Origin of the sequence: Desulfosporosinus sp. Sb-LF, from assembly GCF_004766055.1 — a bacterium.
Classification (GTDB): domain Bacteria; phylum Bacillota; class Desulfitobacteriia; order Desulfitobacteriales; family Desulfitobacteriaceae; genus Desulfosporosinus.
The window spans coordinates 68,890-87,896 of record NZ_SPQR01000002.1; the positions used below are offsets into that span (position 1 = coordinate 68,890).

Consider the following 19,007-nt stretch of genomic DNA (forward strand, 5'->3'; position numbering starts at 1 on the left):
CTTTACCCTTCCTCCCTCCTCGATGCCCATTTAAAGCGAGCTTTCTTAACAAATAACATCATCTCTCTAGTATCCTCCCAGGTAAAAATCAAGACAGTTCTCAAGCTTTCTCCGCTTTCACGACGATAAAAGACGTAATTCAGAGCAAAGAGGGATAGATATACCAAACTTGAAGCGATGGACGCTCCCAGTATGCCCCAAAGTGGAATGAGTGTGAAATCAAGGATCACTGTCAATCCGACCGTAATACCTGAGGAGATACTAGTATAAATGGGTTTTCCTCGGGCCATTAAGTCACCCGAAAGCACAGAAGACCCGCTGAGTGCGACAATTCCGGGCAGTAGTAAAAGCAAGGGATAAAAAGACGCACTAAATCGAGCTCCAAAGAAGAGAAGTATTAGGGGGTAAGCAATTAAGGCCATCCCTAGCGCTGCAAGCAAGGTGAGCAATAGGGTTAACCGAGTTACTTTCGGTGTCATAGAGAAGGTCAGGCTATCTTTTCCTGAAGCCAGTTTTGGAATAAGCGCCGTATTAACGGCATTGCCCATATACCCAACCATTTCGGCGAGGGTCACCGCGGTGGCGTAAAGGCCCACCTGAGTCAACGGTAAAAAGCCAGTGATAATAAAAAGATCGAGGCGATAGTTAATGACCATCATAACATTGGCTAAGTAAGACTTAGCTCCGTAGCTCAGAGTTTGGCGTATGTAAGAGGTGCTAAACGTTTGAAAACGCCAACGAACAATCTTCGCCATATCTGGGAGCATGTAAAGTGTGGTCAAAATATTCCCGACTACCCAGATTCCAAAACCCGTGGTCACGGTTAGACGATGCATTGCCGCTGCCACCGCGACCCCAAAAGAGAGCACGATGAATTGAACCATCAAGGCTAGGTTATATTTCCCAATTGAATCCATTCCCCAAAGCACGCTCAACCAGTACAGATTAAGCAATCCGAACGGAATTGCCAGAAGAATAAGTCGAAGTTGCACTGGCGTTACTGCCTGCATATAACCATTCCTCAAGAAGAGGTAACTTATTCCGACGCCTAGCACCATTACTCCGCCCAAGATAATAGCCATGGCTAGTGAACTTCCCACAGCTTTTTTTCCATCTTCAGGATTTTTGGCGATATAGTATGTATTGGCATAATTTAATCCCAAACTGCTCAGTGGAACAAGTACTGTAGGAATCTGAACAAGAAAGGCATACAATCCCTTGCCGGCAGGTCCCAATACTCGGGTAATGATGATTTGGCTCCCCATGGAAAGCAGAACTCGAGCAATTGTTCCAAAAAGTGTTAAAAAACTATTTCGAATAAAGCTCATGGGTTTACTCCATTTGCTGGTTTGTCCACCAGAGCGGCCGGATCTACGGTTGGACTTACAATGGTAATACTGGAAGGGAATACGGAGGAATAGTGAACTTCAACGACATTTCCAAGCTTCACTTGAGCCCTTTGCTCTTTCGTAAGATAAAACGTCCAAGTGTATTTTGCATTTGGGCCAGGAGACACCGTGATATACGAAGGATATTTGTCAAAGTCAAAATCACGTTCCAATTCTAATCCTTTGACCATCGTCGTTAACCAGAGATCACTTATATAGCCCTTAGCCACTTTTTGGGTATTGGCAACTAGTTCAACATGACTCTCCCCTGAAGAGTGATAGTCTACGTGGACACTATTTAGCGTCCTAAGACTTGCCAACTGAGTGGCGTCTACAATAAAACGTTGGACGGTATCGTCCTTCAAGGAGTGAACTACACAGTAAAATTCTTCATTGTTTTTCGGAGAAATACGTTCTAAGGAAATGATCTCTCCATCCATCGTTTTTTCCTCTGGAAAGACGGGTGTGACGGCTGAAGCGTAATTATCCACCCCTACCCATTCTACCCTTTGTCCAGGGGTCGGGGTGGTTAATGGGGTGATAAAGGAAATTAGACTATCTCTACCCTTAGAGGTTTCAACAATGTAAACCGTTCCAACGAAGAAGTAATGTTTTACATCAATTAGCTGTCCCTGACTGATCTTCAATTCTCCGTTAACAAAGCGGGTAGCTCCACTTTGTGCTTTTCGGATCTCAGTTTCCGTAAATGGCCCTTTGACTTGCGCGTATGCCATAAAGATCCCCAGCAGTACTACTATAAAGAAGCCAATCAGGATAAAATTACTCGGGCGAAACACCCCTAATTTCCTGACTTTATTTTCCACGATGTACCCCTTCAATTACACGGATAATTTCTTCTTGCTCTGCCCGAGACAGTTCTGGATAACAAGGAATTGCGAGGGCTTCTTGACAGGCCTTCTCCGCAACGGGGAAGTCACCCTCATGATAACCTAAGTTATCGAAGGCGTGCTGTAAATGTAAGGGGACTGGATAATATATGGCACTAGCGATGCCCGCCTCATTGAGGGCTTCCATAAGCTCTTTTCGACGCGAGGAGCGCAGTACGTAAAGATGATAGATGGGTTTGGCCGACGGGTCACGACCGGGTAGTTTGATCGGTGAATCTTTCAATAATTCATCATAAACCTTAGCCTTTTCTCGGCGACCTTCATTCCAAGTGTCCAAATAACGTAGCTTGACCCTAAGAATTGCCGCTTGCATTTCATCCAAACGACTATTATAGCCGATTTCATCGTGATAATATTTTATTTTACATCCATGAAATCGGAGCATCCGAAGTTGTGAGGCTAGGTCTTTATCATTAGTGACGATCATTCCGCCATCACCATAAGCCCCTAAGTTCTTCGTCGGAAAGAAGCTAAACGTTGCGGCATGTCCGATGGAACCAGCTTTCTTGCCCTGATACTCTGCCCCAATGGCTTGGGCCGCGTCTTCTATAACTTTTAAGTCGTAGCGCGCAGCAATTTCCATGATTCTCTCAACATCCAGCATTTGACCGAAAATATGTACCGGGATAATCGCTTTCGTGCGAGAGGTTATCTTCTTCTCTAGCAGTGCAGGGTCCATGTTAAGAGTTATCGGGTCAACATCCACAAATACAGGGGTTGCCCCAACTTGCGCGATCGTCTCTGCCGACGCGAAAAACGTAAACGGCGTCGTGATCACCTCGTCCCCCGGTCCGATGCCGAAGGCCTTAAGCGTGAGTACCAACGCATCAGTACCATTGCCTACCGCTACAGCTTCCTCCGTCCCGCAATAAGCCGCGATTTCCTTTTCTAATGTCTTCATTTGTGGACCCAAAATAAATACAGAGGAATCCAGCACATCAAAGATGGCCCGATCAATCTCTTCTTTTATCGTTAAATATTGGGCTTTAAGATCTAACAGCGGAATACGCATAGTTAATCTTCCCTTTCGTTACGAATTATTTTTGCAGGAGTTCATCCCCTGGAACCTCTCGAACATCCTTAGCCGGAAACCCTTTAATCACACGTTTTTCCCCCGTGCTCTTAGTAACCAAAGCTCCCGCAGCCACAAATGTTTCTGGTGCAACATCGACACCTGGCAAAAGGATTACCCCTCCGCCGATTCGGGCTCCCCTCCGAATTGTCGCGCCCTTGATAGACTTGAACCGCTTTTCGGTGCGACCCATGAAGTTATCATTGGTCGTTGTCACCATGGGAGCTATAAACACTCGCTCTTCGATTTCCATATAGGCCGTAATATATGAGCCTGTCTGGATTTTAGTAAAAGCGCCTATTTTTGTGTCATTTTCAACCGCTACTCCACTACCAATAACAACGCTCTCGCCAATCGAGCATCTCTCCCGTACCACAGCTCCATCACCAACGAAGGCCTTATCAGCGTAGCTTGTCCCAGCATAGAGGACTGCAGAGCACCCGATTGTGTAGCCATTTCCTATCCTGAGAGGAGGCAAATCTGCTTGCGCCTTCACCGTACTTGTCGCAGCCGCTTTAGGCAAACGCCCGATCGAAGAGTTGCTACCAATAAAGCCATCCTCTCCAAGCTCTGCTTTTGAGTAAATCGTAGTGTGATCCCCTATGCGAGTGCGAGCCCCTATGGTTCCCCCAGTCCCGACTGTAACATAGTTGCCAAGATCGCATCCGGCTCCAATGCTAGCTCCTTCGCCGAGAACACACCCAACTCCCAAGACTACATTTTCACCCAGCACGACATTTTCACTGATCACACAAAACGGCCCGACCGTTACGCTTGAAGGTACGGTGGCACTGGCGAAGATTTGGCGTGGCATGTTGTTTTCTGTCATTGATTCTACCTCTTTTCAGGAGAGTCGAGTTACAGCCGCTCCGTCCCTCCGCTCGCAGACCAAACTAAGGCAAACCTGCTGGATAAAAGTGTCGGTTGGCCTAAGTTTGGTGGACTACTCACGTTAGAGGGCGCACTTGTCGTAAATCAAAATCTCCCCCGTTATTCTACCACCATCGGGAACACGACCGGTTCCTTCGTCTCCTGGCACTTGTAAATCGCCAAAATGATTTCCAACGCTTTTCGTCCTTCTTCCCCTGGAATAGCTGGTTCTCTATCTTCTCGAATTGCTTGAATTAGATCCAGTATGAGTTCCCTGTGCCCAAAGCCGTAGACCGTAGGGGGATCCCCTTCCTGGCTGTCGAAGATCGCCTTTTTCTCTTCTACACTATCCGGTAATTCCCAGACCTCGATTCGATTGACGGCGATCCCACCGACGATGACCGAGCCTGTCTCTCCAAAGACGTTCAAGGTCTCTTCGATATTTTTAGGATAGATGGTTGAAGCTGCCTCAATGATGCCGATGGCGCCGCTTTTAAACTTGATAACAGCTGCACCCATGTCTTCCATTTCAATTTTGCGCATAAAGGTCGCTGTATATCCAAAAACAGATTCTACTGGCCCAAATGTCCATTGAAGAAGGTCAATGTTATGAATGGATTGATTCATAAGGACCCCACCGTCTTGGAGTTTTGTCCCGCGCCAAGGTGCTTGAGTGTAATAATTATCGTTCCGATTCCAACGCACAGAAGCTTGTCCATGGGTCAACTTACCAAAACGGCCATCTTCTAAGGCCTTGCGAAGAAGTTTAATCGAATCATTAAAGCGGTTTTGATGAATAACGGCTAATTTAACCCCTGCTTTGCTGCAGGCAGCAATCATAGCATCTGCAGTTTTCAAGGTCATGGCCATAGGTTTTTCCACTAGGATATGCTTACCTGCCTCAGCTGCAGCAATCCCAATTTCGGCATGTAAACCACTTGGAGTCGCTATTGTAATAACATCAATGTCATCCCTTTTCAGCATTTCCAAATAATCCGTATAGGGCTCTGCACCGTATTTATCAGCAAAGGCCTGGGCCTGCTCCGGTACAACATCACATACGGCGACTAGCTCTGCTTCTGGAAGCGCCATAATGGACTCAGCATGTTTCGGGGCAATTCGCCCACATCCTATAATCCCAAATCGAATCTTTTTCTCTTCCATCATAATACAACAGCTCTTTTCTTTGCGTTATTATTTCACTGCAATAGTCCCTTGACCATGCAATTCGTGGTTGTCTATGGTTGACGATGATGACATTGACTTGATGTCGATAAACATCTACTTGGTCAAATGGAGGGCATATAGTTTATTTATATAGGTTTAAGGGGAATCTGTCGATTCCCCTTAAACCTATATCGCGTATAATCTCTCCCGTATCGTTCAATAGTGCTTGACCCGCAATTGGAGTTTTTGCAGCAGAATCATATCCCTAATTAAAATATTAGATTTTCAGGATCTTCTCACGGTTTTCTTGAACCTCTTTCGTGGCATTACGAGTATCCACCACAAGTTTGGCCTTTCCAACCACTCGTTCATAATCAACCGCAGTATGATCTGTTAAGATCAACACACCATCTGCACCCGTAAGCGCCTCATCAGTTAATGGAACGCTCTCTAGGTGGAGAGTACTTCCGCCGTGCGGCTCGATGACTGGAATATAAGGGTCATGATACGTGATCTTAGCGCCCTGTTTGCGCAAAAGTTCGATGATTTTCAAAGCAGGTGACTCACGCATGTCGTCAATATCTTTTTTGTAAGCTACTCCAAGGAGCAAGATTTCGGCGTCTTTCAAACTTTTATTCACATTATTCAAAGCTCTAACCACTTTATTGACAACATAATAGGACACTTCTACATTAACTTCGCCAGCAAGTTCTATAAAGCGGGTATGGAAGTCGTATTCACGCGCTTTCCAAGTCAGGTAGAATGGATCGATGGGAATACAGTGACCACCGACGCCAGGCCCTGGATAAAACGTTTGAATACCAAACGGTTTTGTTCCAGCCGCTTCAACAACTTCCCAAATATCAATTCCCATGCGATCGCAGAGCATCATCAATTCGTTCACCATCGCTATGTTAACCGCCCGATAAGTATTTTCAAAGACTTTTGTCAACTCGGCAGCAGCAGGTGAAGACACAGGAACAACATTGGCAATGGTTTGAACGTAAAGTGTGTAGGCAATCTCCAAGCAAATGGGGGTCATACCTCCAACCACTTTAGAGGTGTTTTTTGTACTAAAACGTTTATTACCCGGATCTACACGTTCCGGAGAGAACGCGAGGAAGAAATCTTTACCTACCTTAAGTCCCGTCTTTTCCAAGAGAGGAAGAATGACCTCTTCCGTAGTTCCGGGATAGGTTGTACTCTCTAAGGTAATGATCTGTCCTGGTCGAAGGCTTTTCACAATCTCCTCTGTCGAAGCTTGGATGTACGAAATATCTGGATCACGGGTAATTGTCAAGGGAGTAGGCACGCAGATGATCACGACATCACATTCAGCTAAACGAGTAAAATCCGTGGTCGCTACGAGCAATCCCTCGTGCACTAAATTTTGGAGATCCTCGTCTTTGACATCCCCGATATAGTTGTCAGCAGCATTAACCTTATCAACGCGGGCTGGGTTTATATCAAAACCAAGGACTGGAAATCCCACTTTACCCTTTTCAACAGCTAAAGGGAGTCCTACATACCCTAAACCAATTACTCCAATTTGTGCAACGTGTTTCTCGATTTTCTCTTTAAGGGTCTGAGCAACAACATCGTCACAAGTAATAACGTTCTTTACGGTGATCATCTTATTTATTTCCTCCTTAATGATTGGCTAAAGCCTTAGGCGTTTTCTTGCGAAAGGTCGGTATAACCGTTTGCAACAATTCAATAACTTCATCTCTCTTTAAGTAACTACCCCGTTCTCGAACAATATGTGTCAGTTCTTCAAGACGTTCAACGTCAATCACGTTGGGTTTAGCTACAAAAATCCGGCTGTGCTTCGTTGAGGTTGTTCCTTCTTCCGCGGTTAATAATTCTTCAAAGAGTTTTTCGCCCGGTCGAATTCCCGTGAATTGTATCTTAATATCAACATCAGGCTCGAAACCCGAAAGCCGAATTAAGTCTTTGGCTAGATCCACAATTTTTACAGGTTTCCCCATATCCAAGATAAATATTTCTCCGCCCTTCGCCATAGCCCCCGCTTGAATGACTAACTGGGCTGCTTCTGGTATCGTCATAAAATACCGCACCATATCAGGATGGGTGACCGTTACTGGTCCACCTTGAGCTATTTGTCTCTTAAACGTAGGGATAACACTCCCTCTACTCCCTAAGACATTTCCAAACCTTACCGCTACAAACTTTGTTTGTGAACGACGATCAAGACTTTGGATAAGCATTTCCACCGTTCGTTTGGTTGCCCCCATGACACTTGTAGGGTTAACTGCCTTATCTGTAGAGATAGAAACAAACGTTTTTACCTTGACTTTATCCGCCGCTTCAGACAGATTCTGTGTCCCAATGACATTGTTTTTTAATGCTTCTTCGGGATTGCGTTCCATTAGCGGAACATGTTTATGCGCCGCTGCGTGGAAAACAACGCCCGGCTTGTATCGTTCAAAGATTAGAAACACTTTCTCTCGATCTTTGATATCCACTATTTCTGTAATGTAGTCGATTCTGGGATACTCAGACCTTAATTCCTGTTCGATGTCAAAAATACTATTTTCGCCATGCCCAAGTAAAACAAGCTTCTCCGGATTAAACTTCGCAATCTGACGGCTAATTTCCGAGCCAATGGAACCACCTGCTCCAGTAATAAAGACTGTTTCACCTGTCACATATCCTGCTACTTCTTCCAGGTCAACGGAAACAGGGTCTCGTCCTAGTAAATCTTCGACTTGAACCTGTCTTATAGCATTGACATTAATATCTCCACTAATGATGTCATAGACACCAGGCATAATCTTTAACTCAACCCCGGATTTCTCACAGATTTGAACTATTTCCCGCACAGATTCACCTGAAGCTGAAGGCATAGCAATAATAACTTCATCCACATTATGCCCTTTTGCAATGCGCGCGATATCCTTACGCGTACCCAAAACCGGGATTCCAAGTAAATGCAATTTCTGCTTTGCACGATCATCATCGATAAAACCAATCGGTCGTCCATCCCGATAATTGCGATTTTTTAACTCTCGCGCTGCTAACACGCCTGCATCACCAGCTCCAACAATAAGTACTTGCTTTTGCGATCCTGGAACATGCCTAACAAACGTATTTTCTTGTACGATCCGCCAAATAAATCGTGAGCCCCCCACTAAAAACACCATAGCGAGCCATAAAAGTACAGCAGCAGTATGTGGTAGTCTAAACGGGAGTGTCGCTGCTTTAGCCAGGCCATAGAAATAAACCACAGCGACTGTTCCGCCTGTTCCGACGGTTACAGCGTAAATAATGGAAACTAATTCCCCTGTACTGGCATATTGCCAAAGCCGATTATATAATCCAAAAACGTAAAAAACCGTAATATAAAGGATGGTTGAGGCTACTGCTGTATGATAATACGTTTGATAATATTCTAATGGAATACCTCCTTCGAATCGGAGATAAAAACTGCCGAAAGCTGCTAAGTTGATTAACATAACATCAATCAGCATAAGAATTAGTATTCGTTTGCGTAATGACACTTGCTCAGCCCCTTTAAAATAACCTGCGTAAACTTTATCGTTCAAAGTTTACTACAATTTACGTGCCTTTACAACCATTCTATCGAATAGAGACATTAACTGTCGTATTCTATTGGATCTTCTTATTCGTCGGCAACTTGACCCGATGACCAATAACGTAATAGCTAATAGGAAGATAACTGATGAGTCTCACCGCCAAATAACTTATGATCAGTGTCACGGAAAATACGAGTGGGTAAAAAATCCAGTTGCTATAACCTATAGAATGGTTTCTTAAAATTCTAATTGCATACTGGTTAAAAAAGATGTGAATAAGGTATATTCCAAAGGAGTAATCTCCTAATTTGTAAATAGCCTTTTCTAAACTATTCCGTTTCCCCACCAGATTCCTTGCTAGGTTAAACAAAAGCAAAAAGGTTGAAATTCTAAGAATCGGGAAAATGAGTTCCGCGCCCATTAAAAAATAAGCAGGGATTTCATTGTATCGATAGCCCATTTTTAAACCAATAATTATAAAAAAGCTTACCCCTATGGTTAAAACTAACGATATTGTTAAGAAGATAGGGGTTAAACCCTTCAATGAGTTCCTTAATCGCTCAAAGTGGTTAGAGCTATACATCCCCATTCCGAAATAAAACAGATAAGCGATGAAGTTAATTTTCAAAACTCCGAAATAATTGGTATGTAGCCCTTCCATCCAAAGAGTTTGAAGTATCAAAAAAACGGCTAACAAGAGCTCTACCCTATTTTGCTGTTTAAAAAAATTATATATTCTAAGGATCAGTGGGTAGACAATATAAAATTGAATTATGATTGAGAAAAACCATAAGTGGTAGGATGCATCGGAATGCAAGATATTTTTAAATAAGAGAGCGCCATTTTCTTTGATTAGGTTACTTTGCATCACTTCCCAATTGTTAAAGACAGTATAAGCCACTGAAAAAATGAGGTATTGAGGAACAATCGAGCGCACTCTCTTTTGATAAAACTCGCTTAATAAGAAATTAGACGAATAATTCCTGGTTAACACAAAACCGGAAATGAAGACAAATAAGGGCACAGCAAACTGAGAAAATATGTCTGTCCATAAATTTACTAAAACTAAGGTATTAAAGCGTGGTATTTCTGTAAAATAGCCAGACGTATGGATAGCAATGACTGCTAAGACACCAAAGCCTCTTAATAAATGAATTTCCTTAATTGGGCTCAATTTCGCCTGACTGATCCTATTCATATCCATACATAATACTATTCCCTTCTTCTAAGAACCCACTATCATATCTAAATACCCTTAAGAGCAGCTAACCCTTGCTCGAATGCAAGTAGGATCTATATCTATGCTTTGGCTAGTTTTAATTATGTTCTTTAAGTTTCTCCACAAAATCAATTGTTTTTTTATTATTCTGCAACCACGTGACTCTTTCGGAATTGATTTCCTTTATTGCTTGGTTAACAGTCTCTGGTTTTAAGAGTCGACCAAAATCCTTCGGTATCGAAGCGACATCGTGATTTAGCAAACGATCAACTATTAATTCACCCGTCTTTTCTGTGTAGTGAGAGTTGTCCCAATAGTATTGCATAGTATTACTGATTGTTTCTGTCGTAATGCTATTGTATCCCGAAAAGTCCCATACTGGAGTTATCGCTGAAATATCTCTCTTCCACTGCTCAAATTGTCCCCAAAGCCCAGACGTCCTAATTGCTTCCCATTGGGTAGCATGAGACGGGGAAATAAAGACTTTTACATCAATTTTTCTTTCTTTGCACAACTCAATCATAGTCCGAACATCTTGGAGCCGCTGAGCTGAATACTTATAGTTGTAATAAAACTCACCAGAATTGATGTAGACCTTCAATTCCCGTTCAAATGCTTCTTTGCCATCAACCCCTAATATGTGAAACTGCTTAATTCCACTTGCACTAATATGTCCATTTGGAAATATCAGCGGTTCAGGAAGTTTATTATTTAGGTTAAACTTAATTGTATTTAGAGAAGCCTGAACCCCATCCTGAGAAAAAAGAATATTCGTAAAATCGCTCCAATTAATATGATCTTTTCCTAGCCTATCTAAGGTGAAATCTTTCCGCCCCGTATTATGTTCGTTAAATGAATAAAAGTCTAGTCCGATAATAACCTGTTGTATATCCGACTGATTTGCCAAAGCATGCCTTAAATAGGCCAACTCTTCCTCGGTATTGGCGGCACTAAAGCCAGCATTATAAGCCTTTTGTCCAGTGATTTTTTCATAGTAATCAGGATTCAGACCAAAGAAAGTCCGTGAAGACCCCAATAATACTACCTTCGGTTTTAAATCAATGATATCTTCAGCTTTAAATAGGCGTTGATGATTATATTTCTCGATTTTTTGATTGTTTAAGCTAAAATTAGTCAACTTCCAGATTCCATATGGATCGATCAACATATTACTGAGTCCAATTGAACCCACTAAAACAAGAGGAATTAACAAAACAACGATGTTAAACCTTCGATACTTTGTTCCTCTACCCTTCATTTTCTGGTTTTTGTTCATTCCACCTTACCCATTTCTCTAAAATTGAAAGTATAGAAATTCAGCGACATGCCCCAACTGGAGCAGGCATATTGTAAACAAGAACCCTCCTAAAAGGGCCCAGCGCAAGGAAGGGCGGAATCGCGTTGTATGAATTTCTGGCACATTAGGCATTAATACTACAAATAACACTAGTCCAAGCAAAACGAGTAGCTCCTTACCTCCCCCGGGCAATAATGGTAGTTTTCCAAAATTCAAACTAAATCCCAGTACAGATCCGTTGACTCCTGGCAAAACAATTCCATTGAAACCAACCATTCCAAGCACAATGCTCTTAGCGGTGTGCATTGAGTTTGCCCTAAAAAAGACCCAGGCAACCACCACTGCCACAAAGGTTATGGACCAAGCTAACAACTTTGGCAGTTGAATCTTGAGCTTACGCCACAGATGGTTTATAACGAGAAATGTTCCATGTAATCCGCCCCAAATAATAAATGTCCAGCCTGCACCGTGCCAGATGCCGCCCAACAACATAGTGAGCCATAAATTCAAAAATCTTCGAATTTCACCTCGGCGATTGCCGCCAAGGGGAATGTAGAGATAGTTTCTTAAGAAAGTGGATAAGGATATGTGCCAACGTCTCCAAAATTCGATAATAGAAACGGACTTATAGGGAGAAAGGAAATTTACAGGTAAATTAATATTGAACATTTTGCCTAATCCTAAGGCCATTTCGGAATACCCAGAGAAATCAAAATACAATTGCAGGGTATAAGCCAATGCACCAGCCCATGCCTCCAAGAACGAACTATGGTCTGGCTGGGCAAATACTGGTGTAACCCAAGCCGATAAATGGTCAGCAATGATTACTTTCTTGCTTAGACCAATAACGAAAATGCTTAATCCTATTGCTAGGTTCTTATGGGAAAAAATCCGGCTACGTAAGCTCTTAAACTGGGGAATGATGTCCTTGTGGTAGAGAATCGGTCCAGCAATCAAGTGGGGAAAGAAGGTAACAAAAAGGCTGTAAGTGAGCAAATCGCAACCTTTAGTCTCACCGCGATAGGCATCCACCACGAAAGCAATCTGAGTAAATGTAAAAAAGGACAGTCCCAAAGGGAGCATTATTTCGGGAACATTGAGCCCTGTGTGAAAAAAATTATTTAAATTACTGACAATAAAACCAGTGTATTTAAAATAGCCCAATGTCATTAGATCGACCGCAACAGTGACAATCAATAACGATTTGCTACGTCGGACCTGCAAGAGTCTGGTCACTATAAAGTTAAATATCATTGAGCTAATCAAAACCGGTAGATTTCGCACATCCCAATAAGCATAGAAAAAGATAGAAGCTATTACTAATGCCCCTGTTGCTAGCGGTAGAAGACGCCAACGGGCTAACACAAAAAAGACTACCATAGTAGTCGGCAAAAACAAGAAAATAAACGAGTAGGAATTAAACAGCATAATCTAGCTCACCTTTATTAATATCTCACTTTCAATTTAGTATATCATGATTTAAGGACAACTAATAGTAAGGTCTTCGTCTAGCTTGGAGTGCTTGTGCACCTGTCTCTTATACGAAGAAAAGGACTACCATATCACATTTATGGTAGTCCTCCAAACAACTACTGGATCACACTCTCTCCAGTAATCAACCAACGCGAATTTTGTTTTAATAGATTAACGCGCATATGCACGATTTGTTCATGCTCTTCTCCGACTGGGGCGGAATCAGTCAAGTTATAATCCTTAGCGGTATATCGATAATTAACCTGAAGTGTTGCGGTATTATCATCGGCGCTTTCAATATCAACCTGGTCAAAGGTTATTTGACTAACATCTAATCCTATGCCTTGAACCAAAAACTCTTCCGCTCGCCTAGCATGCTTTTCAAACAAGTCCCCAGTATAGGCTTTGGACAATTTGGTTCTAAAGGTGGCCATATCCGCGGACTTCCAGGCTCCAAAAAACATCCCAATATCTTGCTTATAGTCTGTAATAATTTGTTGTGCTACCAGATTTGTCGTCGGATCTAGTTTACCTTTATTTAAGGTGGCGTTATTATCACTAATACCTCCTGCCGTGTTTAGGGTTGGAGAGGTTTTTGCTGAATCACTAATCGCCCCAGATACCGTTTGGATCTTGTCCTGGCCCCGCAGTTTGGAAATAAAAGACGCTGGGGAACTTGAATTCGTGAGCAAAGACATACCTAGGGTCCCCACCAGTACGCCAAGACCTAAGGCTAAAGCCCCAAATAAATAATTCATTTTACGCATAAGTACCAAAATCTCCTTCTTGTGGATTTTAGTACTAGTCTGACCAGTAAAAAGGGAGTTTAGACATAGAACCAGCGCTAATTTGCATTCATAAGTATGTTGACTTGGTCACTAAAAAGCGCAAGGTCTGTCCCTTTAGGGCAGACCTTGCGCTTTTATTCAATTTTTACGACTGAAATATGCAACAACTAACTTCAGTTTTCAACCTTGTAAAACAAGGTTACAGTCTAATGAAATAAGTTGTTTATTCAATTATGAAAAAGATTACTTACTATCTTATAAAATCATTCCTTTGAATTTAAATTAGCTCTTCACGTGAATATCGCAACTACATCCTGCGCTTTACAAATTGTTATGTGATTATAACAAATTTATATCAAGTTCGGGTTCATGCTCTGATTAAGCACTGTTCAAGCCTAATGTGTCATTTATTCTAAAATCCAAACAATAAGAGCCATTGTGCACCCGGGATATAATTCGGTGTTTTTGTTGTCATCTACATTACTCTGACTAAGCTACAATTCATTCTTACTTCCATTGCTTGATCTGATGGCTTAAATTATTACCGCTTGGTTGCAAATGGCGTCGCACCGTAGATCTTTGAATTTACATCATTACGCATGATATGCGCATCTAAATCATGAATTCCTTGGTGGAATTGTTCGATTCTCGCTTTATCCTTCGAATCGAAGGCATCCATTCCTGTATTTAACAGAACATCTAAGTAATTGGTAAAGGCGACTGCTTTGGAGGCATTCGCTTCATTTTTGAGTTGCTTGTCCAATAGTGTTTTATGGAACAAGATATATTTCTTAATATCCTGTTCATTCAACTGTGGACCAGCTGCTGGCCCGAAGAGATACCCATCTACATATTCGTGGATATTCCACGCGGTGCCGAACGCTAATGTTTTGGTATCATTACTTAATGCGTTCTCACCGAAGAACGTGGAGATAGACGGTGCCAGGTCTATCAATTTGGTGTCCGGTTCCCTATATTTACTCTTGGAGCCGGTATCACTTTGCGGAGGCGTAGTTATCGTACTGGGTTCTGTCGTTGTTGGTGTGGCATTTCCTGGTGGAGCTTTACTGTCTGGCAACGTGCTCTTGGCACCATCAATTGCCTTCGTGCCGTCCGTTGCATTAGTGCCATTGACGACTGGGGATTGAATGACTACCTGGTCAGTGATGGAGCTTTGTTGCCTAAAAACTTTCCAGACACTGGGGCCATATACCCCCGCAGCAACAACAGCACCAGCTAGAACCAACGTTCCTGCTAAGGTTGCAATCCTCTTTTTGTCCATTGGTCTCATTGGTCTCTTCCCTCCTTAAATCTTTTTTGTCTTGGTACGTTAGTATTTTACCAATTTTCAGGAGAGAAGCGTGTCACTTTTGCTGTAGAGCTAGGCCCATTTTCCGTCCTCTGTTTCGGATAAATGCCAAAAGGTTCCTTCTGGTCTATAAATTTCGCGAAAATTAAGCAGCATTATCCACAATAATCCCCAGTCTGTCTATTCATCAATTTCCGATCTTAGAACTAAATCCCGCAAATAATTCATGAGATCCTCTGAAATGTCCCCTCGACGCAGTGCATACTCGATGGTCGCTTCCACAAAACCCAGTTTATCTCCGACATCATACCTCCGACCTTCGAATTCATAGGCCAGAATTTCCTGATAGCGACCCAGCTCCTTAATCCCATCTGTGAGCTGAATCTCTCCACCCTTGCCCGGTTCAAGAATGCTCAAAATATCAAAAATCTCCGGATTTAGGATATATCGGCCCATAATGGCTAAGCGAGTTTTCGGTGCATCCTCTGACCGAGGTTTTTCTATCATATCCTTAGCTCGATAAAGCCGATCCGCAAACTTTTCGCCATCGACAATACCATATTTAGACGTATCCTCAAGCGGAACTTCTTGGACCCCTACCATGCTTGCTCCATAACGCTCATATTGATTCATCATTTGCCCCAGCGCAGGCACTTCTGAATAGATAACATCATCCCCTAGAAGAACTGCAAAGGGTTCGTTTCCTATAAATTTCCGGGCACTATAGATTGCATGCCCCAAGCCTAGCGCTTCTTTTTGACGCACATAATATATATCTGCCATCCTTGCGACATCCTGCACCAAATCCAAAAGCTCATCCTTCGCGTGCTTTTCCAAAAACGCCTCTAATTCCATAGAGCGGTCAAAGTGGTCTTCAATAGCCCGTTTATTCCGTCCTGTAACAATAATAATATCTTCAATTCCAGATCGAATGGCCTCTTCCACAATGTATTGAATCGTTGGTTTATCCACAATGGGCAGCATTTCTTTTGGTTGAGCCTTTGTTGCTGGCAAAAAACGGGTTCCCAGCCCGGCTGCCGGTATCACTGCTTTACGAATTTTACGCATTCTTCAGCTCTCCTTTTTAACAACAATCATTTACCCCTTATATATATCACCAATACCTCTTATGTATATCTACGAACAACCCTACTAATTCTTTTTTTCTTATCGTTGTAAGTGAACTAGCTACACCAACTAGAATAATCCCTATAGAATTGGAAAACGAGGGTGCGAAGCCTCGTTTTTTAAAAGTCCTTAATTTTAAAATTCTTACTATAATTTGAAATAACCGATTAAGTCTTTTAAATTTCTTGCCAATTCATTTAAGCTTTCAGCCGAGGCAAACAATTCCTCGACTGAAGCGTTTTGTTGTTCTGCCGCTGCGGCCGTAGTTTGGGTACCTGCGGAGGTGGATTCGGCCTTATTTACAACCATTTGCATGCCAGCCTTTATATGTTCTCCATCCTGTTGTACTTTCCGTACAGTCTTTTCTATATCCTGAGCTAACTCAGCACTTTCTTCTACTGAGCCAAGAATTACTGTGAATTGGGTAGAAATCTCCTTTAAGTAGGAACTTCCTTTGTTCACACTATCTACGCTCGTTTTCATTCCTTGATGGGCGCTCCGAGAAGCCTGTTGCATTTCCTGTACTCGCTGAGAAATATCGACTAAGCTTGTTTGGACTTGTTCTGCAAGTTTACGCACTTCTTCTGCCACCACTGCAAACCCACGGCCGTTTTCCCCTGCACGTGCCGCTTCGATGGCAGCGTTTAAGGCTAAAAGGTTTGTTTGTTGCGCAATGCTATCAATTATTTGTACCGTCTGGGCGATCTCCTCTGACTTTTCATCCACATCTCCAATTACTTGGCTTAGGCTGTGAACCTGACTTTCTATTTCGTTCATTTGCTGAACCACTTGTCCCAAGGCAATATTTCCATTGCGCGAAAGCTCAGCGGAACGCCCAGATGCAAGACTTACTTTTTCAGCATGCCGTTCTGTTTGATTCAGTTGATCTATTACTTGAGTCATCCGTTCATGGTTTTCCGTCATTTCTGTGACTGAAATTTCTGCGTCAGTAGCTATATCGCTTGCCGATGTAGCCACTTGTTCAGCGGCCCGAGCGGATTGTTCCGCACCTAAACGCATCTCTTGGGCCGTTTTAGCTAAATCGTTAGCCATTTCCGCTACCTTCGTCATGGTATCTCTCAGAGAAAACACCATATCTCCAAAGGACTTTTGCAGTTCAAATTCTTCATGGTTCCAAACTTTCCAAGGAGCTTTTTTCTTGCGGGCTATGTCTCCTAACGCAATTTCGTTGGCATTTTGCAGTAAATGATTCATCATCTTAGTGAGGGATCGACTTAAGGCCCAGCCGATAAAAATGCTGACTATAACATCAATTACAACAAGAATAATAGAAATAGAGGATGATTTTTTGAAAATCAAACTCATTTTTGTCATGCTGTTGGTATCTACCTTCTCCAATTTGGTATCAACCATCTTTTGGAGCATATCCCCAGCTAACTGATTCTTCGTTCCTGCTATCCCGAACATATTGGCTTTAGCCTCGTCCACTCGGCCTAAATCTGAAGCTTTAATTGTAACTTGAGCCGCCTCTAAATAATCTTTCCAAGCGGCTTTAAACTTTTTCCAAGAGTCATCCTCTTCTACCGATCTTGCAATGGTTTCGTATGCAGCCATATGTTCTTCTAATTGGGTCTCTTGTTGATTGGCTTGAGCCACAAACTTCTGAAATTCTTCAGACGTACGCGCGCTGACCGCCAATGCTACATTCGTTCGATAGGCCTGGGCATGAAAATGCATTTCCGAGAGCAGGTTCATGGGAACGACATCCTGTTTATAGACCTGATCCGAGGTATTGTGCATTTGAGACATTCCATAAATCCCAATTGCACCCACGACGCCCGCCGCTAAAGCAATAAATAGCATTAATGCCGTTACTTGGAATCCAAGTCTCCGTTTTTTTAGACCCAATTCTGTCACTCCTCTTGTTGAATAAATCCGCCTTCTCTGTCTTCGCTGAATAATCTAAAATATATTAATTCTACACTACGAACGCATATCCTGTGTGAAATATTTCTTTTGAAAAATTTAATTTAGAACAAGGATTTTACTTAAAAAAGTCTGTTCCTGCAAGGTGTGGATAAACGTTAAGGTTAAGCATCATAAACAAAACGCAAGAGCGATTAAATCGTCCTTGCGTTTGTGGTCTTACTCACTGTTTACTCTTTGCTTTCCTTAGCAAGTTCTACTTTTTCTAAGACTTGGTCCACAAGACCATATTCTTTGGCTTCTTCAGCCGTCATGTAATAGTCACGATCTGTGTCTTTTTCAACCCGCTCAAGTGGCTGTCCTGTTCTTTCCGAGAGAATTCTGTTCATCTTGGCCTTAGTTCTGAGCAACTGCCTTGCATGAATTTCGATTTCCGTCGCTTGTCCAGAGAGCCCGTGCCCACCGATTAACGGCTGATGAATTAAGACTTCTGAATTAGGCAAAGCGACCCGCTTCCCTTTCGCACCAGCAGCTAGAAGGAATGCTCCCATGCTGGCTGCCATCCCAATACAAATTGTCCGAACATCCGAACGGATGTATTGCATGGTATCATAGATGGCCATTCCGGCTGTGATTGAACCACCCGGACTGTTGATGTACAGATTGATATCTTTTTCAGGATCTTCTGCTTCGAGGAAGAGCAATTGTGCAACTACAAGATTAGAAACATCATCGTCTATAGCTCCCCCGAGAAAAATAATACGGTCTTTGAGAAGCCGAGAATAAATATCGTAGGAACGTTCCCCACGATTTGTTTGTTCCACAACCATTGGGACGAGATAACCCATTTATAATTCCTCCTATTCCATCTTTATTAATGGTACTACGTTTAACTTAGTATATTCTTACCGAATGACTTTATTTTATTACAAAGGTCAGTTAAG

At 42.5% G+C, this 19,007-nt stretch carries 15 protein-coding genes; all 15 read right to left on the reverse strand.

The genetic code is table 11. The annotated features are described in order from the left end of the window. Positions 1–2: 2 nt before the first annotated feature. Positions 3–1,328, reverse strand: coding sequence for a flippase (locus E4K68_RS03135; RefSeq protein WP_135377298.1), 1,326 nt, complete (start codon positions 1,326–1,328; stop codon positions 3–5). Next, the gene (locus E4K68_RS03140; protein WP_135377299.1) at positions 1,325–2,212 is read right to left on the reverse strand and encodes a hypothetical protein; all 888 of its coding nucleotides are present in this window, start codon (positions 2,210–2,212) and stop codon (positions 1,325–1,327) included. Before E4K68_RS03140 ends, E4K68_RS03135 begins: the two co-directional genes overlap by 4 nt. Further along, positions 2,202–3,308, reverse strand: a complete 1,107-nt coding sequence (locus E4K68_RS03145; protein WP_135377300.1) for a DegT/DnrJ/EryC1/StrS family aminotransferase — start codon at positions 3,306–3,308, stop codon at positions 2,202–2,204. Before E4K68_RS03145 ends, E4K68_RS03140 begins: the two co-directional genes overlap by 11 nt. A gap of 25 nt (positions 3,309–3,333) precedes the next feature. Further along, positions 3,334–4,197, reverse strand: a complete 864-nt coding sequence (locus E4K68_RS03150) for an N-acetyltransferase (protein WP_199241673.1) — start codon at positions 4,195–4,197, stop codon at positions 3,334–3,336. Between the two features lie 161 nt (positions 4,198–4,358). Beyond that, the gene (locus E4K68_RS03155; protein ID WP_135377301.1) at positions 4,359–5,405 is read right to left on the reverse strand and encodes a Gfo/Idh/MocA family oxidoreductase; all 1,047 of its coding nucleotides are present in this window, start codon (positions 5,403–5,405) and stop codon (positions 4,359–4,361) included. Between the two features lie 277 nt (positions 5,406–5,682). Beyond that, on the reverse strand, positions 5,683–7,038 hold the full coding sequence (locus tag E4K68_RS03160; protein WP_135377302.1) for a nucleotide sugar dehydrogenase: 1,356 nt from the start codon (positions 7,036–7,038) through the stop codon (positions 5,683–5,685). Between the two features lie 16 nt (positions 7,039–7,054). After that, entirely contained in the window at positions 7,055–8,926 is a 1,872-nt protein-coding gene (locus E4K68_RS03165) for a nucleoside-diphosphate sugar epimerase/dehydratase (protein ID WP_135377303.1), read from the reverse strand. Between the two features lie 109 nt (positions 8,927–9,035). Further along, the gene (locus tag E4K68_RS03170; RefSeq protein ID WP_199241674.1) at positions 9,036–10,160 is read right to left on the reverse strand and encodes an acyltransferase; all 1,125 of its coding nucleotides are present in this window, start codon (positions 10,158–10,160) and stop codon (positions 9,036–9,038) included. Between the two features lie 118 nt (positions 10,161–10,278). After that, a complete protein-coding gene (locus tag E4K68_RS03175; RefSeq protein ID WP_135377305.1) occupies positions 10,279–11,457 on the reverse strand; it encodes a hypothetical protein in 1,179 nt (392 codons plus the stop codon). Positions 11,458–11,475: 18 nt separating this feature from the next. Next, positions 11,476–12,906 carry an MBOAT family O-acyltransferase gene (locus E4K68_RS03180; protein ID WP_135377306.1) on the reverse strand — a complete coding sequence of 477 codons (1,431 nt, stop codon included), beginning with the start codon at positions 12,904–12,906 and terminating at the stop codon, positions 11,476–11,478. A gap of 161 nt (positions 12,907–13,067) precedes the next feature. After that, positions 13,068–13,718 carry a hypothetical protein gene (locus E4K68_RS03185; RefSeq protein WP_135377307.1) on the reverse strand — a complete coding sequence of 217 codons (651 nt, stop codon included), beginning with the start codon at positions 13,716–13,718 and terminating at the stop codon, positions 13,068–13,070. Between the two features lie 562 nt (positions 13,719–14,280). Then, positions 14,281–15,030 (reverse strand): hypothetical protein, encoded by a 750-nt coding sequence (locus E4K68_RS03190; protein ID WP_135377308.1) that lies wholly within the window; start codon positions 15,028–15,030, stop codon positions 14,281–14,283. A 198-nt stretch (positions 15,031–15,228) separates the two neighbouring features. Next, the gene (gene galU, locus E4K68_RS03195) at positions 15,229–16,116 is read right to left on the reverse strand and encodes a UTP--glucose-1-phosphate uridylyltransferase GalU (RefSeq protein WP_135377309.1); all 888 of its coding nucleotides are present in this window, start codon (positions 16,114–16,116) and stop codon (positions 15,229–15,231) included. Between the two features lie 207 nt (positions 16,117–16,323). After that, positions 16,324–18,045, reverse strand: coding sequence for a methyl-accepting chemotaxis protein (locus E4K68_RS03200; RefSeq protein ID WP_135377310.1), 1,722 nt, complete (start codon positions 18,043–18,045; stop codon positions 16,324–16,326). A gap of 248 nt (positions 18,046–18,293) precedes the next feature. Next, positions 18,294–18,911 (reverse strand): ATP-dependent Clp endopeptidase proteolytic subunit ClpP, encoded by a 618-nt coding sequence (clpP, locus tag E4K68_RS03205; protein ID WP_135377311.1) that lies wholly within the window; start codon positions 18,909–18,911, stop codon positions 18,294–18,296. Positions 18,912–19,007 lie beyond the last annotated feature (96 nt).

Bases quoted from the DNA above. Each gene is read 5' to 3' on its own strand.
- E4K68_RS03185 (WP_135377307.1), bottom strand. From the start codon at position 13,718: ATGCGTAAAATGAATTATTTATTTGGGGCTTTAGCCTTAGGTCTTGGC.
- E4K68_RS03180 (WP_135377306.1), bottom strand. From the start codon at position 12,906: ATGCTGTTTAATTCCTACTCGTTTATTTTCTTGTTTTTGCCGACTACT.
- galU (WP_135377309.1), bottom strand. From the start codon at position 16,116: ATGCGTAAAATTCGTAAAGCAGTGATACCGGCAGCCGGGCTGGGAACC.
- E4K68_RS03190 (WP_135377308.1), bottom strand. From the start codon at position 15,030: ATGAGACCAATGGACAAAAAGAGGATTGCAACCTTAGCAGGAACGTTG.
- E4K68_RS03170 (WP_199241674.1), bottom strand. From the start codon at position 10,160: ATGAATAGGATCAGTCAGGCGAAATTGAGCCCAATTAAGGAAATTCAT.
- E4K68_RS03135 (WP_135377298.1), bottom strand. From the start codon at position 1,328: ATGAGCTTTATTCGAAATAGTTTTTTAACACTTTTTGGAACAATTGCT.
- E4K68_RS03155 (WP_135377301.1), bottom strand. From the start codon at position 5,405: ATGATGGAAGAGAAAAAGATTCGATTTGGGATTATAGGATGTGGGCGA.
- E4K68_RS03175 (WP_135377305.1), bottom strand. From the start codon at position 11,457: ATGAACAAAAACCAGAAAATGAAGGGTAGAGGAACAAAGTATCGAAGG.
- E4K68_RS03160 (WP_135377302.1), bottom strand. From the start codon at position 7,038: ATGATCACCGTAAAGAACGTTATTACTTGTGACGATGTTGTTGCTCAG.
- E4K68_RS03145 (WP_135377300.1), bottom strand. From the start codon at position 3,308: ATGCGTATTCCGCTGTTAGATCTTAAAGCCCAATATTTAACGATAAAA.
- clpP (WP_135377311.1), bottom strand. From the start codon at position 18,911: ATGGGTTATCTCGTCCCAATGGTTGTGGAACAAACAAATCGTGGGGAA.
- E4K68_RS03150 (WP_199241673.1), bottom strand. From the start codon at position 4,197: ATGACAGAAAACAACATGCCACGCCAAATCTTCGCCAGTGCCACCGTA.